Raw genomic sequence first — 15,749 nt, 5'->3', positions numbered from 1 at the left:
CGGCCGATGAGCGGGCGCAGCCGGCGGCACCCGACCACGCGGCGCGCACTGAGGCGGGCGCGCCCGGAACCGATGACCGCCACCTGGTCCGCCGCCGATTGGTGGAGGACCCCGTGGTGCCGAGGTCCGAGCTGTCGGCCGAGCAGTGGGACTGGCTGCGCACCCACCTGCGCGGTGAGGCCGACCTGCTGGAGGATCTCACCGGTATGCGGCTGGAGGCGCGCGCGGAGGGCGTCCTCGCCGTGGATCCCGAGGGGTACCTCACCGATCACCTGTTCCCCGGGCACGGCACCACCGCCCGGATCGCCCTGCTGACGATGGCGGAGCTGCTCGCTCCCGGAGCCGGCGAGGAGAACGAACAGGCGGCGGTGGCCGGGTGGATCCCGGTCGGCCTCGACCGGCTCGGTGACGTCGCGGCCGGGATCGTGGAGCGCTACCCGCGCGCCTGGTCCAAGGAGGCCGTACAGGGAGTGGAACCCGGATCGTCGTCCCCCTCCACTACCGTCGGAGGGGACGCACCGCGCCGCAGGCTCGCCCGCGCCGTCGCCCAGGCGCTCGCACACGCGGGACTGGCCCGGCTGGGCGGCGACCTGGTGGAGATCAGCCTGCGGCGGCCCGTTACCGCCCGAGGCCCAACACACCGGGTGAGGAGGAGGATCCCGCCGACGGCCGCTCCGTAGCGGCCGAGCCCGGCGAGGGCCAGCAGTCCCTCTTCACCCGCTGACTACGGCCGGATCCCATCCTTTTGACGACCGAGTGAGGACGCACACGTGGACAGCAAAGCCGACCCGCGGGGGCGCTGGCGCCTGCACCGTGGCGGCGTGGTCAACATCTGGCAGTACCGCGACGAAGAGTTCGACCTCTCCGGCGGCCGGGTGATCTTCAAGGGGACCAACGGCTCCGGCAAGTCGCGCACCCTGGAACTGCTGCTGCCTCTGTGTCTGGACGGCGACCTGCGCAACATGGGGTGCAAGGGCTTCGACACCGTCAGCATGAGCCGGCTCATGCTCGACGACTACAGCGAGGGCACGGTCCGGCTCGGCTACGCCTGGGTCGAGCTGCGCCGGGTCCTCGCCGACGGCTCCGAGGACTTCTGCACCGCCGGTATCGGGGTGAAAGCCAGCGCCTCCAGCCGGCAGATCAGCGACTCCTGGCGGTTCGTCACCCCTTTGCGGGTGAACAAGGACTTCGCGCTCATGGAGCAGGACCGCCCGATCACGGCGTCGCGGCTGCGCGAGCACATCGGCGAGAACGCCGTCGTCGGCGCGCAGGAGGCGTTCCGGCAGCGCATCGCCGAGGTCGTCTACGGCATCACCGGCGGCAACCGCTACACCGACCTGCTGCACCTGCAGCGGACCCTGCGCAACCCCGACATCGGGCTGAAGGTGCTGCAGGGCCAGCTGGAGCAGCTCCTCTCCGACGCGCTCCCACCGGTCGACCCCGATGTCATCGCCCGCACCGCGACAGGCCTGGATAACCTCGAAGGGGTACGGCGCAACGTCGCCCGGCTGCGCCAGGCGGACGCCGCGCTGCAGGAGTTCCTGGCCGGCTACCGGGACTACGCGCGCGGGGTTCTCACCGATCGCGCGGCCCGGCTGGAGAAGGCCGAGAAGGAACTGCGGCGCACCCGCGGCGCGAAGGAGAAGCGGACCAAGGAGCGGGACGGGGCCGGGGCGGACCACCGGCGGGCCAAGCGGGCCCGCGGCGCTGTGATCGAGCGGCTGGAACAGGCGCAGACCGATCTGGACGCCCTCAAGGCATCCCCCGCTTACAGCGCGCTCGGCGATCTGGAGGACAAGGAGGCGACCGTTGCCTCCCGGCGGCTGCACGTCGAAGCGGCCCTGCGGACCGCCGCCGACCTGCGTGCCGCCGAGGAGCAGTCCGTCAGTGCCATCGAGCGCGCCGCGGCGCTGGCCGCCCGGCTGGGCGAGACCACCGCGGCGAGCGCGGCCGAGGCCCGCGAAGCCCTTTCGGCGGTCGGCCTGCGCTCGGCCCTCGACGCGCCGCCCTCCTTGGTTCCCGGCCTGGACCGGCGCGAGTCGGCCGCGCACGTGCTGCTGTCCGCCGAGCCCGACGCGCGCCCGGAAGAGCTTCGCCGCGTGTCCGCGCCCGCCATCGATGTCACCGCGCTCCAGCGGACCGCCGAGGAGGCGGCCGAAAGCGTCCACGCGGCCGCGCAGGCCGCCGGAGAACGGGCTCCACTGCTGAACGGGCTGCACGCGGAGGCCGAGCGGCTGGCCGAGGCCGGCGGCGACGTCGAGCGCCTGGGGGAACGCGCCGCGCAGGCCGCCGAGGACGCCGCCGATGCCGAGCAGCGGGCCCGCGAGAGCAGGGACCGCCTGGCCGGACTCGTCCGGCAGTGGGCCGGGGCGGTGCGGGACTGGCGCGACGAGGCGCTGCCGCAGGACGACCGCCCCGACCCCTCCGAGCTGCCGCCGGTACCGGACTTTGACGACGTGCTGGCGGCACCCGACTCGTTCCGCGAGGCGCACCGCGAGGCGCGCTCGGCGCTGAAGCCCCGGATGCGCGACGTCCAGCACGCGGTGATCGCAACGGAGCAGCGGCTGGCGGAGGCGACCGACGAACGGGCCCGGATCGATTCCGAACTGTCCCGGCTGCGAGAGTCCGCCGAGGTGGGCCTGCGCGCCCCTGCGCTCAGCACCGCCGTGCGCGACAGCGGGGCCGGAGCACCCTTCTTCCGCCTGGTGGACTTCGGTCCCGGCCTGAGCGACGCCGAACGCGCGGGGCTGGAAGCGGCGCTGCGCGCGAGCGGTCTGCTCAATGCCTGGGTGCGCCCCGACGGCGGTATCGACACCGAGGGCGACGACACCTGGGCCGTTCCGCGCGCCCCCGTCGACGGTCCGTCGCTCGCCGATGTGCTGGCACCCGGCCATGATGACGAGGCGCCCGATGTCGTCGCCCCGGACGTCGTCGGGGCACTGCTGCGTTCCGTCCCGTTGCTCGGCGACGGCGATGCCGCCGGCCCGGGCTCGGGCGCCTTCGCCGTGGGCTGCGACGGGCGGTGGAACGCCGGACCGCTGCACGGGCGGCACAGCAAGGACAGGGCCGAGCGCATCGGCGCGGGCGCGCGGGAGCAGGCGCGGCGCGGCCGTATCGGCGAACTGGAGCAGGCGCTGGCGGAGGTGGCCGGACGCGAGACAGGGGTGCGGGAGTCCCTGGAGGCGGCGCAGGCTCTCGAACAGGCATGGAACCTGTGCCTGGACTCCTTCCCGGACATCTCCGAGGTACTGAGCGGCCACGCGGAGGACCGGGCGCGGCGCTCGGCGGCCCAGCGCGCGGCCGCGGAGGCCGAGGCCGCCGAGGCCGCGCACGCACGCGCACGCGCCAGGCTCGGCTCCGAACGGGCCGGGCACCGGCGGTCCTGCGGCGAGCTCGGCGTGGCCGACAGCGGGAGCGTGCACGCCTTCGGGAACTCCGCGACCGGTCGCGGGAGGCAGCGGCCACATTGGAGCGCCTCGCCGCCCTCCTCGACCGGGACTACCCCGAGGCGCTGCGCTCGGTCGCGGCCTCCCAGGCCGACCACGAGCGCACCGTGGCCAGCCGGGAGAAGGCCGAGGCCGACGCCGAACAGGCGCACCGGGCCTACGTCGAGGCGCACTCCGGGCTGGCGACGCTGCGCTCCGCCCTGGGCCGGGACGCCGAAGAGGTCAGCGAGCAGGTGCGCGCGCTGAACGAGGAACGCCGGCGGCTACGCGAGCAGGCGCCCAGGGCCCAGGCGGAGGTCGAGAGCCGGGTGAAGGCCGTGGCCGAGGCCGAGGGCCGGCTGGAACGGGCGGAGAAGGAGGTGGCCGAGGCCGAGGGCAGGGTCGCCGACGCCGAGGACTCGCTCACCGACACCGCCGACGTTCCCGGTGTCTGGGAGGCGGTCACCGGACTGGTCGACCCGCCGTTCGAGCGCGCGGAACTGCGGGCCGCTCTGACCGAGGCACTCGAGGCCGCGGAGAGCCCGGGGGACCCATCGGCCCTGGAACGCGCCCTCATCGGCCGGATCCAGGCGCTGCAGACAGCGCTGGCCGGCACGCACGATGTGCAGGCCGACCGGACGCAGCAGATCCTCACGGTGGTCGTGAGCGACGAGTCGGGCACCGCACCGGTGGCCTCCACCGCGCGGCACACCGCCGCACGGCTGGCCGAGGCCGAGGGGAACCTGAGCTCCCGAGAGGAAAGGATCTTCGAGGAGTACCTGCTCGGCGACGTCGCGGAGGAGCTGCACCGCCAGATCCGGTCGGCCGAGGCGCTGACCCGGCGGATGAACACGGTGCTGGAGAACGCCCAGTCCAGCCAGGGTGTACGGGTGGAGCTCTCCTGGGAGCCCGCACCACACCTGGACCCCGCTGAGCGCTCGGCGTTCGCGCTGGCCAAAAAATCCGTCGGGCGGCGCACGCCGGAGGAGAACGACCGGCTGCAGCGCATCCTGATGGACCGCATCCGCGCCACGCGCGCCCAGGGCCGCAGCAGCGGCTACGCGGAGGTGCTGGCCGCGGCGCTGGATTACCGGCAGTGGTACACCTACCGAGTGCGCGTGCACGACACCGGCCCCGACGGCCGCCCGCGCGACCGCCGGATCCGCCAGCTCTCCTCGGGGGAGACGCGGCTGGTGTCGTATGTGACCCTGTTCGCCGCCAGCGCGGCCTTCTACGACGCCCTGCAGAGCGAGATCGACGGCCCGCTGCGCATGGTGCTGCTGGACGAGGCCTTCGAACGGCTCGACGATCCCACGATCGCCCGCCTGCTGGAACTTCTCGTCGACCTGGACATGGACTGGGCCATCACGTGGCCGTCCGGCTACGGGGTCTCGCCGAAGATCGACCGCATGCACATCTACGACGTCCTCAAGCGCAAGGCACGTGGGGCGTCGCCTGCGCCCGGACCACGTGGACCGGCAGCGGGTTCGAGGCGGCGGTATGACGTCGTGCGAGCCGAGTCCCGGATCGGGGATCCGCCCCGCTGCTTTGCCGTCCGGAGACCGGGCATGAGTACCGGTGACATGGGTAGCGGCGGGGTATTCCCGAAGCAGGCTGTCGCGAGGCCTACACCGGCTCGGCCGCTCGGCTGCTGATAGCTTCTTACCAGCGAGCAATTCGCTCACAACCAGCATACGAACGCGTCAGAGGAAAGGTGCGTACATGTCCGCGCCATATTCGCTTCCCGACCTGCCGTACGACTACTCGGCGCTTGAACCGTGGATCTCCGGTCAGATCATGGAGCTGCACCACGACAAGCACCATGCCACGTATGTCAAGGGCGCCAACGACGCTTTGGAGCAGATGGCCGCGGCCCGCGATAAGGGCGAGCTGGGCACCGTCAACCTGCTCCAGAAGAACCTGGCGTTCAACCTGGCCGGGCACGTCAACCACACCGTCTTCTGGCCGAACCTCTCCCCTGACGGCGGCGACAAGCCCGAAGGGGAGCTGGGGGCAGCGATCGACGACCAGTTCGGCTCCTTCGACGCCTTCCGTGCGCACTTCAGCGCCGTCGCGACCGGCGTCCAGGGCTCCGGCTGGGCCATCCTGGCCTGGGACATCCTCGGCCAGAGGCTGATCATCGAGCAGCTCTACGACCACCAGGGCAACCTGGCCGCGGGCTCCTACCCGCTGCTCATGCTCGACATGTGGGAGCACGCCTTCTACCTGCAGTACAAGAACGTCAAGGCGGACTACGTCAAGGCGTTCTGGAACGTCGTCAACTGGGCCGACGTACAGCGCCGCTTCAACGACGCCCGCAAGGTCCAGCTCGGCTGAGGTTCGGCTGACCACGGTTACGGGGCGGCGCCGGTGGGCGCCGCCCTTCGCTGTCGACGGGGGTCACCCCAGGGCCGCGACCGCGTCGATCGGGGACGACACCACGGGGTGTCCGGTGGCCTCCAGACGCGTCCGGCTCATCAGACCGCTCGCGACGAGAATCACGTGTGCCCCCGCCTCGCGCGCGGCCCAGGCGTCGTCGTCGACGTCGCCGATGAGCACCGCTGTGGCCGGATCGATGTCCTGTTCGGCGAGATGCGTCACCAGGTGCTTGGCCTTGGAGTCGTCCACGCTGCCGACCCGGCGGCCGTCGATGCGGGTGAAGTGGTGGGTCAGGCCCCGCTCCGAGACCAGCGGTATGAGATGCCCGTGCGAGGCCATCGACAGCAACGACTGCGTCCCCCCGGCCGAACTCCACTCGTGCAGCACGTCGGGCACGCCCGTCGCCAGCCGGCAGGAAGGCAGCGCCGCACTGTAGCCGCGCTCGTAGGTCTCGTTCACCCGCTTCCACTCCCCGTCGTCGAAGCGCCTCCCCAGCAGCTCCTCATAGCAGGGCATGAGCGGCCGCTGAAAGACCGAACGCCAGTAGTCGAGCTCGATGGGAGGGCGCCCGAACTGCGCGCAGATGCGGTTGACCGCCATGATGTTCGCATGGTTGTCGTCGAGCAGGGTCCCGTTCCAGTCCCAGACGATGTGCGTGATTCCGGTGAGCTGATCCAGCGCGTTTTCTGCCACGCCAGCACCTTAAGGCAGCCGGCGACCAGCCCGCGCCGTGGTACACGGCCTGCCGCACTCAAGACGGGGCCGCCTCACCCGGACCCTGCGCCGGGAGGCCGCGGCGTGTGGTCCGGCCCGCGTTGGCCTCGTTCGGCTTTGGCGCGGCGGCCGCGCTGCCGCGCCCACAGGAGAATCCCGATGAGCAGCGGCACGAACACCAGGACGAGGACCGGCACGACGATCGCCAGCACCGCCATTACGGTGCTGGCGAAGTCCTCGGCCGTGCTGACGGCGGGACCGGCCGCGCCGAAGGTGAGGGTGTTCAGGACCGGCCTGGCCAGCGCCTTGAGAGCGTGGAAGGCGAGAGCGATGAGCGCCCCGGCGACGACCGGCGTCCAGGACGCGGTCCCGTCGCTCACGGCCGCGAGGTCGGCGGCGGCCACTGAACCCCCGCTCCGAAGGTGATTCCGCCCGAGGCCGACCGGACGAACGTCTGCACGGCGTCGTTCACGCTGTCGACGAGCGGGACCTTGTCGGCCAGGAACTCGACGGCCAGCAGCACGCCCAGGAGCCCGAGGACGGCCGGGTGTTCCAGCCACTGCCAGCCCGGCCCAAGCGGCATCAGATCGCTGTAACGAGCCGCGAGCCCGACCGCCAGTAACGGGACGTAGGCGTTGAGACCGGCCGCCGACGCAAGCCCAGTACCGGTCAGTACTTCCAGCATGGACGCTCTTCCCTCATCCGCGGACTCACCTTGCGGATGAGACGGTATAAGAGCGGGCGTCCGGGAAAACCCCGCCGGCACTCATTGGCCGGATGCGGCTCTAGGTGCTCCAGGGGTCCTGACCGAACTCCGCGCGGGCCCTGCGCCGGCGCAGCAGATCCCAGCACTGGTCGAGGGCCGTCTCAAGCTCGCGCATCCGCTGCCGCTCCTGCGGGGTCAGCCGGTGTTCGGGTTGCTGGCGGAGATCGTGCTCTTCGGTGACCAAGGCGCCGATGCGTCCGAGGATGTCGGTCTCGAAGCTCTTGGGGTCGTTCATATGACCAATACTCGGCGCTACCGGAATGGTCGGCAACCCTTCGCCGCAGCGTCCGCGCAGCTCATCCCGTACACTACCGCCGATACGGGCCGCGAATACCGCCGCGGCGGGAACGGGATCGCCGGTCCGCGTCCCGGCCCCCATGGGATGAAAGGGCGGATTTTCCGCTGTTCTCCGTGGAAGAGCTGATACCCAGGAGTGCGGCAGGATTCCGGAGACACCGGAAAAATACCGCGAGGGGGTATAGTGACGGCGGAAGGCCACGGAGATCAGGGGAGTACCACCATGGCGACCTACGGATATCACGACGACAAACAGAGCCACCTCAACCGGCTGCGCCGCGTCGAGGGTCAGGTCCGTGGGCTGCAGCGGATGGTGGAGGACGACGCCTACTGCATCGACATCCTCACCCAGACCGCCGCGGTGAACAAGGCGCTGCGCTCCTTCGCCCTGTCCATGCTGGACGAGCACCTCAAGCACTGCGTCGGCAACGCCGTCGCCTCCGGCGGCGAGGACGCCGACGAGAAGGTACGTGAGGCCTCCGACGCCATCGCCCGGCTGGTGCGCTCCTGACCCCTACCCGAAGACCCGGTTGGAAGAGAGACCCCGATGACCAGCACCACGATCACCGTCTCCGGCATGAGCTGCGGGCACTGCGTCAGCTCCGTCAAGGAGGAGGTCGGCGCGCTGCCCGGCGTCCAGGACGTCCAGGTCGACCTGGAGAGCGGACGCGTCACCGTCGACAGCAGCACGCCTCTATCCGACGAGCAGCTCAAGACCGCGATCGACGAAGCCGGCTACGAGATCGTCGGCTGACCCTCCCCTCCCTCCCCGTTCCAGGGCCGTACCGGCCGACGGGCCCGGATGTTCCTTCCGAACCGCGGGCTCGCCACTTCCTGTGCTGGGACGGAAGCAGCGAGCCGCCGCTCCGGCCGGCCGGAGCGGCGCTCACCGTGCACCGCCGGCTCCGTCGGGGCGGGTCCCCGGCAGGCCACTCAGCGCCCGCTCGGAGCTTCGAGGAACTTGGCGCTCTCCTTGCGGGCCGCTTCCGCGTCCAGATAGCGCTCGGTCTCGACATCGACGAACGTGGACGGCTTGCCGTGCGCGAAACCGAGGCGTGCGACCTCGCCCCCGGTCAGCGCGCGGATCAGCCAGTTGGCCAGCACGCGGGCGCGAGCGGGCGTCGACTGCAGCGACAGCAGGTGGTAGGCGCGTGTCACGGCGAAGGCCGGGAGCCCGGACAGGTCGTAGCCGAAGGGGCGGGCCACCGCGTCACGGCCGCTGAGGTCCACCACCAGCCCCAGGTCCTCGTGCAGGAACGGCCGCATCGGCTGGTCGAGCAGGGAGGCGATCACGTTGTCCGCGGCCACGCACCCCTGCCGCTGCGCGTACTGAGCAGTGGGCGGGCAGAACGCCCCCTCGTCGTCCTTGGTGAGGTCGGGGACCGCCGCGGCGTCCCCCAACGCGAACACGCCGGGAAGCTCCGGAACCGCGAGATCGGATCCGGTGATCAGCTTTCCGCGCTCGGTCGGCGCGTCCAGCGAGGACATCAGGGGGCTGGGAGAGGTGCCGGCCGTCCAGATGAGCGTGCGGCAGGGCAGCACCCGGCCGTCGGTGAGCGCCACCTTGTTCTCGGTCACCTCGCGGACCGAGATCTCCAGTTTCACCTCGATCCCGAGGTTGCGCAGCAGGTGGAGAGCCTCGTCGCCGAGGTTGGTGCCCAGTTCCGGAAGCACCCGGGGCGCGATGTCGACCAGATGCCAGCGGATCGAGGAGCGCAGTGCCGGGTAGTACCGCGCCGCCTCCTCTGTCAGCCGGTGCAGCGACGCGGCCGTCTCCACCCCGGTGTAGCCGCCGCCGACGACGATGAAGCGGCACCGCTCCTCGCGCTCCACCGGGTCCTTGCTGGCATTGGCGAGTTCCAGCTGGGCCAGCACGTGGTCGCGCAGCACGACCGCCTCGGCGAGGTTCTTGTTGCCGAAGGCGTGCTCGGTCAGGCCGGGGATGTCGAAGACCCGGGTCAGGCTGCCCGGGGCGAGGACGAGCCGGTCGTAGCGCTCGTAGCTGATCTCCTCGGAGATCTTGCGGACCACCACGACGCGTGATTCGGTGTCGACCCCGATGGCCGAACCGGGCACCATCCGGGTGCGCCGCAGCCGCCGGTGCAGCGACACCGCGACGGATTGCGGGGTGAGCAGGCCGGAGGCCACCTGCGGCAGCAGGGGACTGTAGAGCATGTAGTCGTTCGGCGCGACGAGCACGAGTTCAGCCGCCCCCTTCGGGATACGCTGTTCGAGTCGGCGCAGTGTGCGCAGACCGGCGAACCCCGCGCCGATCACAACGATCCTAGGCCGTGTCATCGTCTGACCACTCTCCCCGTAGACGGCCCGGCACCGTATCCGCGAGACGCGTCAAGCGGCCCCACGACTCCCGCGGATGCCGGGCGGAATAGGCCGTTCGGTGACTCGGCTGCCCGCTTCCCCCTACGTGAAACGTGTCCAAAGCCTACGGGAAGAGCTGTCGCAGGGTCCGCCGCAGCCGGCGCACGCTCCTCATCCGCCCGCGAGTAGCGCCGCGCCCCCCATGTCCAGCAGCAGCTCGGCCATCTGCTCCCCCGGCACCTCGTCCGCACTGTGCGGAGTGGAGTTGAGCAGGCCGAAGGTCGCGTGCACAGTGGCGCGCAGCAGTTCGGGGCGGCCGTCCGCGCGCAGTTGGGCGAGCACCCGCACCCATTCCTCCACGTAGCCTCTCTGCAGCCGCCGGATGCGGCGGCGCTCCGGCTCGGGCACGTTGTCGAGCTCGCGGTCGTGCACGGTGATGAGCGCGGGCTCTCCCAACGCGAACGCGATATGCCCGCGCAGCAGCGACTCCAGGGCCTCCCGCGGATCCGCGGCGGCGGCCACCCGCTCGCGGCCGCCGGCCGCCAGCCGTTCGCTCACGTCCAGCAGCATCGCGGCGAGCAGCGACTCCTTGCCGGGAAAATGCCGGTAGAGCGCCGGACCGCTGGTTCCCACGGCCCGCCCCAACTCCTCGATCGAGACGCCGTGGAAGCCGCGCGCGGCGAACAGTTCGGCGGCGGCACGCAGGATCTCCACCCGGCGTGTGCCCACTGCCCGGCTCGTCATCCGTTCGTCACGCTCCATCCGCCGTGTTCTGGACACCGATGTTAATACTCACTAACATCGACCATGTTAGCGACCATTAACAGGCGCGGCCAGAAGGGACAGGGATGAGCAGGGCTCCCGTGCTCGCATCGGCGGTCGACACCGCCGGCGCGGCGTTCGAGGCCAACGCCGAGGCCAACCGCGCCCTGGCCGCCGAGTTGCGCGAGCGCCTCGCGACCGCGGCCCTGGGCGGCCCGGAGAAGACCCGGACCCGGCACGTCGAGCGGGGCAAGCTGCTGCCGCGCGACCGTGTACACGCGCTGCTGGACCCGGGATCGCCGTTCCTCGAGCTGTCTCCGCTGGCCGGCTACGACCTGTACAGGGCCGACGGACAGGACGCCACCAGCGCCGGGCTGATCACCGGTGTCGGCCGGGTGCGCGGCCGCGAGGTCGTGGTGGTGGCCAACGACGCCACGGTCAAGGGCGGCAGCTACTACCCGATGACCGTCAAAAAGCACCTGCGCGCCCAGGAGGTGGCCCTCCACAACCGGCTGCCCTGCCTGTACCTGGTCGACTCCGGCGGGGCGTTCCTGCCCATGCAGGACGACGTCTTCCCCGACCGCGAGCACTTCGGCCGGATCTTCTACAACCAGGCCACGATGTCGCGGCTCGGCATTCCGCAGATCGCCGCGGTGCTGGGGTCGTGCACCGCGGGCGGCGCCTACGTTCCGGCGATGAGCGACGAGGCGGTGATCGTCCGCGACCAGGGCACGATCTTCCTCGGCGGACCGCCGCTGGTGAAGGCCGCGACGGGCGAGGTGGTCACCGCCGACGAGCTCGGGGGCGGCGATGTGCACTCCCGGACCTCCGGGGTGACCGACCACCTCGCCGAGGACGACGCGCACGCGCTGTCCATCGTCCGCCAGATCGCCGCCACCTTCGGCCCCCGGGCCGAACCGGCGTGGGAGCGGCAGCCCGCGCGCCCGCCCGAGCTCGACCCCGCCGAGATCTACGGCGTGGTCCCGACCGACACCCGCACCCCCTACGACGTGCGCGAGGTCATCGGCCGCGTCGTCGACGCGAGCGAGTTCACCGAGTTCAAGGCCGAGTACGGCAGCACCCTGGTGACCGGGTTCGCCCATATCCACGGCCACCCGGTCGGCATCGTCGCCAACAACGGGGTGCTGTTCAGCGAGTCCGCGATGAAGGGGGCGCACTTCATCGAGGTGTGCGACCGCCGCCGGATCCCCCTGGTGTTCCTGCAGAACATCTCCGGCTTCATGGTGGGCCGCGACTACGAGGCCGGCGGCATCGCCAAGCACGGGGCCAAGATGGTCACCGCCGTCGCCTGCGCCCGAGTCCCCAAGTTCACCGTTGTGATCGGCGGATCGTTCGGCGCGGGGAACTACAGCATGTGCGGCCGGGCCTATTCACCGCGCTTCCTGTGGATGTGGCCGAACGCGCGCGTCTCGGTCATGGGCGGCGAGCAGGCCGCCTCCGTCCTGGCGACGGTGCACCGCGACCAGTTGGCGGCTCAGGGGGCGGAATGGCCGGCGGAGGCCGAGGAGGAGTTCAAGGCCCCTATCCGCGAGCAGTACGAGCACCAAGGCAATCCCTATTACTCGACCGCCCGGATCTGGGACGACGGTGTGATCGACCCCGTAGACACCCGCACCGTGCTCGCCCTGGCGCTTTCCGCAGCCAGGCACACCCCCCTGGAACCGGTCGGCTACGGCGTTTTCCGGATGTGAAGCTGGATGTACACGAATCCTCAGACGGCGACGAACCCGGCCGGCGCGACCACCGTTCTGGTGGCCAACCGGGGTGAGATCGCCGTGCGCATCATGCGCACGCTGCGACGGCTGGGAATGCGCTCGGTGGCGATCCACAGCGACGGCGACCCCGACGCCCGCCACGTACACGCCGCCGACACCGCGGTACGGGTCGGCGGCGCGGACCTCGCCGACAGTTACCTCAACGGGGCGGCCATCATCGACGCCGCGCTCACCGCCGGGGCGGGCATGGTCCACCCCGGGTACGGGTTCCTGTCGGAGAACGCCGGGTTCGGACGCGCCTGCGCCGAGGCGGGGCTGGTGTTCGTCGGTCCCCCGGCCGCCGCGATCGACGCGATGGGCGACAAGATCCGGGCCAAATCCGCCGTCGCCGCCGCGGGCGTGCCGCTGCTCCCCGGCTTCGCCGAGGAGCCGGACACCCCGATGGACGAGGACCAACTCGCGCGCGCGGCGGCCGAAGTCGGCTACCCGCTGCTGATCAAACCCTCGGCCGGCGGCGGTGGCAAGGGTATGCGGCTCGTCCGCACCCCGGTCGACCTCGCGGCCGCGGCGGCCGCGGCCAGGCGCGAGGCGCGGGCGGCGTTCGGCGACGCGACGCTGCTCGTGGAACGCTTCGTGGAGCGGCCCCGGCACATCGAGATCCAGGTCCTCGCCGACACCCACGGCAACGTCGTGCATCTGGGGGAACGCGAGTGCAGCCTGCAGCGCAGGCACCAGAAGATCGTGGAGGAGGCACCCTCCCCGCTGCTCACCGCCGACCAGCGCACCGCTATGGGCGAGGCGGCGGTCGCCGCGGCCAAGGCCTGCGGCTACGTGGGAGCGGGAACGGTCGAGTTCATCGTGCAGGCCGGAGACGCGGGCGGGGCCGGAGACTCCACCGCGAAGAGCCCCTCCCCCCTCGACTACTCCTTCCTGGAGATGAACACCCGGCTGCAGGTGGAGCACCCGATCACCGAGGCCGTGGCCACCGTGGCCGGGCAGCGCGGTGTCGACCTGGTCGAACTGCAGCTCCGCGTCGCCAAGGGCGACCCCCTCTCTTTCTCCCAGGCCGACATCGGGATGTCCGGGCACGCGGTGGAATCCCGCGTCTACGCCGAGGACCCCGCGCGCGACTTCCTGCCCACCGGCGGCCGGGTGCTGCTGCTCAGCGAACCCGAAGGGAGCGACGTGCGCGTCGACTCCGGCGTGGACGGCGGCGCGGAGATCACCTCCGCCTACGACCCCATGCTGGCCAAGGTGGTCACCTGGGGGCCGGACCGGGCGGCGGCGCTGGACCGCATGGACACCGCGCTCGCCGAGTACACCCTGCTCGGTTGCACCACCAACGTCGGTTACCTGCGCCGGTTGCTCCGGCACCCCCGCGTCGTGTCAGCGGACCTCAGCACCGACCTCATCGAGCTCGTCCACCGCGAGCTGCTCCCCGAAGAGGGGGAGGAGGTTCCCGACGAGCTCTATGCCGCCGCGGCGCTGGACCGCCAGCTCGACCTGGAGCCCGCCGGCCCCGCCGCCGACCGCTTCGACGTCCCCGACGGATGGCGCATCGGTGCCCCCGCCTGGACCATGTGGCGGCTGCGCGCACCGCGACTCGGCACGGTGGCCGTGGCCATCCGGCGGTCCGTGCCGCCGGACGCGCCGCACCGCTCCGGCGCGCTCGACTACGAGGTCCGCGTGGGCGACTCCGCTCCCGTGCCCGCCCGCGCCTCCCGCTCCGCCGATGGACGCCGACTGGCCGTCTCCTTCGGCGGACACACGGTACACTACGCCCGTGCCGCCGATGACAGCAGCCTCTGGCTCGGCCACGAGGGCGGTACCTGGCAACTGCTCGAAGAGCCCGCCTTCGCTCCGATCCGCGAGCGCGAGTCGGCGGTCGACGGCACGGTGCGCAGTCCGATGCCGGGCACCGTACTGTCGGTCCTGGTGGAGCAGGGCCGGCATGTCGCCGCCGGCACCCCGGTCGCCGTCGTCGAGGCGATGAAGATGGAGCACACGGTCACCAGTCCTATCGACGGCGTTGTGGCCCGGGTCGACGCGCACCCCGGCCGCTCCGTGGCCCTGGACACGGTCCTGGCCGCCGTCACCCCGGAACCGGCGGAACCCCCGCCCGGTTCCGCCGAACCCGCCACCCACGAGGAGTGAGCGCCATGCCCCACGGACTCTCCACCGAACACGAGGAACTCCGCCGCACCGTCGAGACGTTCGCACGGGAGGAGGTCGCCCCCGTCATCGGTGACTACTACGAACGGGGCGCCTTCCCCTACGACATCGTCGCGAAGATGGGCCGGATGGGCCTGTTCGGCCTGCCCTTTCCCGAGGAGCACGGTGGCATGGGCGGCGACTATTTCGCGCTCTGCCTGGCCCTGGAGGAGCTCGCGCGCGTCGACTCCTCGGTGGCCATCACCCTTGAGGCCGGGGTATCCCTCGGCGCGATGCCGATCTACCGGTTCGGCAGCGACGAACAGAAGAAGACGTGGCTGCCCCGGTTGTGCTCCGGCGAGGCGCTCGGCGCGTTCGGACTGACCGAGCCGGGAGGGGGCTCGGACGCCGGCGCCACGCGCACGACGGCCCGGCCGGTCGACGGCGAGTGGGTGATCAACGGGACGAAGTCCTTCATCACCAACTCCGGTACCGACATCACCGTGCTGGTCACCGTCACGGCCGTCACCGGGGAGCGGGACAACGGGAGGCCGGAGATCTCGGCGATCCTGGTCCCCGCCGGCACACCGGGCTTCTCCGTGGGGCAGAAGTACTCCAAGGTGGGCTGGAACGCCTCCGACACCAACGAGCTGGTCTTCGACGACTGCCGGGTGCCCCAGGCCAACCTCGTCGGCGAACGGGGCCGCGGCTACGCCCAGTTCCTGCGGATCCTCGACGAGGGCCGGATCGCGATCGCCGCACTGTCGGTGGGCCTGGCGCAGGGCTGCGTGGATGAGAGCCTGCGCTATGCCGCGGAACGCGAGACCTTCGGCAAGCATATCGGGCAGTACCAGGCCATCCAGTTCAAGATCGCCGACATGGAGGCCCGCGCGCACACGGCCCGCCTCGCCTACTACGACGCCGCCTCCCGGATGCTGGCCGGCGAACCGTTCAAGAAGCAGGCCGCCATCGCGAAACTGGCGGCCTCCAACGCCGCGATGGACAACTCGCGCGACGCCACGCAGATCTTCGGCGGCTACGGCTTCATGAACGAGTACCCGGTGGGCCGGTTCTACCGCGACGCCAAGATCCTGGAGATCGGCGAGGGCACCTCGGAGGTGCAGCGGATGCTGATCGCGCGGGAGCTCGGATTGCCGACCTGAGCCCCGCGGGGGAACCTGGGAGGGGCTCGGTACATCC

The 15,749-nt window shown here is 71.3% G+C and carries 13 protein-coding genes and 1 pseudogene; 9 read left to right on the top strand and 5 right to left on the bottom strand.

What is annotated here, in order from left to right; all coding sequences use genetic code 11:
• The 4 genes from VS93_RS07660 to VS93_RS07650 all read left to right on the top strand — a co-directional run.
• A partial coding sequence (locus tag VS93_RS07660; RefSeq protein ID WP_236700397.1) for a DUF2398 family protein occupies positions 1-680 on the top strand: 680 nt, incomplete at its 5' end.
• Positions 681-770: 90 nt separating this feature from the next.
• On the top strand, positions 771-3,692 hold the full coding sequence (locus VS93_RS07655; RefSeq protein WP_046469288.1) for a hypothetical protein: 2,922 nt from the start codon (positions 771-773) through the stop codon (positions 3,690-3,692).
• Between the two features lie 578 nt (positions 3,693-4,270).
• The gene (locus VS93_RS31185; RefSeq protein ID WP_338022687.1) at positions 4,271-5,080 is read left to right on the top strand and encodes an SbcC/MukB-like Walker B domain-containing protein; all 810 of its coding nucleotides are present in this window, start codon (positions 4,271-4,273) and stop codon (positions 5,078-5,080) included.
• 67 nt (positions 5,081-5,147) lie between these two features.
• Entirely contained in the window at positions 5,148-5,762 is a 615-nt protein-coding gene (locus VS93_RS07650; RefSeq protein WP_046469287.1) for a superoxide dismutase, read from the top strand.
• Positions 5,763-5,825: 63 nt separating this feature from the next.
• Here VS93_RS07650 and VS93_RS07645 read toward each other — a convergent pair whose 3' ends face one another.
• From VS93_RS07645 to VS93_RS07635, 3 genes and pseudogenes are all read right to left on the bottom strand, one after another.
• On the bottom strand, positions 5,826-6,497 hold the full coding sequence (locus tag VS93_RS07645) for an HAD family hydrolase (RefSeq protein WP_046469286.1): 672 nt from the start codon (positions 6,495-6,497) through the stop codon (positions 5,826-5,828).
• 74 nt (positions 6,498-6,571) lie between these two features.
• Positions 6,572-7,203 (bottom strand): annotated as a pseudogene (locus tag VS93_RS07640) (DUF4126 domain-containing protein).
• A gap of 100 nt (positions 7,204-7,303) precedes the next feature.
• A complete protein-coding gene (locus VS93_RS07635) occupies positions 7,304-7,519 on the bottom strand; it encodes a DUF2630 family protein (protein WP_046469285.1) in 216 nt (71 codons plus the stop codon).
• Positions 7,520-7,804: 285 nt separating this feature from the next.
• On the opposite strand from VS93_RS07635, the gene VS93_RS07630 reads away from it, so the two are divergent.
• Together VS93_RS07630 and VS93_RS07625 are read left to right on the top strand one after the other, a co-directional pair.
• The gene (locus tag VS93_RS07630) at positions 7,805-8,092 is read left to right on the top strand and encodes a metal-sensitive transcriptional regulator (protein WP_046469284.1); all 288 of its coding nucleotides are present in this window, start codon (positions 7,805-7,807) and stop codon (positions 8,090-8,092) included.
• 36 nt (positions 8,093-8,128) lie between these two features.
• Positions 8,129-8,335, top strand: a complete 207-nt coding sequence (locus tag VS93_RS07625) for a heavy-metal-associated domain-containing protein (RefSeq protein ID WP_046469283.1) — start codon at positions 8,129-8,131, stop codon at positions 8,333-8,335.
• A 179-nt stretch (positions 8,336-8,514) separates the two neighbouring features.
• On the opposite strand, the gene VS93_RS07620 is transcribed toward VS93_RS07625, so the two are convergent.
• Together VS93_RS07620 and VS93_RS07615 are read right to left on the bottom strand one after the other, a co-directional pair.
• Positions 8,515-9,879 carry an NAD(P)/FAD-dependent oxidoreductase gene (locus tag VS93_RS07620; protein ID WP_046469282.1) on the bottom strand — a complete coding sequence of 455 codons (1,365 nt, stop codon included), beginning with the start codon at positions 9,877-9,879 and terminating at the stop codon, positions 8,515-8,517.
• Between the two features lie 192 nt (positions 9,880-10,071).
• A complete protein-coding gene (locus VS93_RS07615; protein ID WP_046469304.1) occupies positions 10,072-10,644 on the bottom strand; it encodes an SACE_7040 family transcriptional regulator in 573 nt (190 codons plus the stop codon).
• Between the two features lie 119 nt (positions 10,645-10,763).
• Here VS93_RS07615 and VS93_RS07610 point away from each other — a divergent pair, with 119 nt between their 5' ends.
• From VS93_RS07610 to VS93_RS07600, 3 genes are read left to right on the top strand one after another with little or no spacing between them, the layout of a single operon-like run.
• Positions 10,764-12,374, top strand: a complete 1,611-nt coding sequence (locus tag VS93_RS07610) for a carboxyl transferase domain-containing protein (RefSeq protein WP_082126694.1) — start codon at positions 10,764-10,766, stop codon at positions 12,372-12,374.
• Positions 12,375-12,380: 6 nt separating this feature from the next.
• On the top strand, positions 12,381-14,552 hold the full coding sequence (locus VS93_RS07605) for an acetyl/propionyl/methylcrotonyl-CoA carboxylase subunit alpha (protein WP_046469280.1): 2,172 nt from the start codon (positions 12,381-12,383) through the stop codon (positions 14,550-14,552).
• A gap of 5 nt (positions 14,553-14,557) precedes the next feature.
• Positions 14,558-15,712, top strand: a complete 1,155-nt coding sequence (locus VS93_RS07600; RefSeq protein WP_046469279.1) for an acyl-CoA dehydrogenase family protein — start codon at positions 14,558-14,560, stop codon at positions 15,710-15,712.
• Positions 15,713-15,749 lie beyond the last annotated feature (37 nt).

It is taken from the genome of Allosalinactinospora lopnorensis, assembly GCF_000981225.1.
Taxonomy (GTDB): domain Bacteria; phylum Actinomycetota; class Actinomycetes; order Streptosporangiales; family Streptosporangiaceae; genus Allosalinactinospora; species Allosalinactinospora lopnorensis.
The sequence above is the reverse complement of the archived record's forward strand: the minus strand, read 5'-3'. Positions and strand labels throughout refer to the sequence as shown.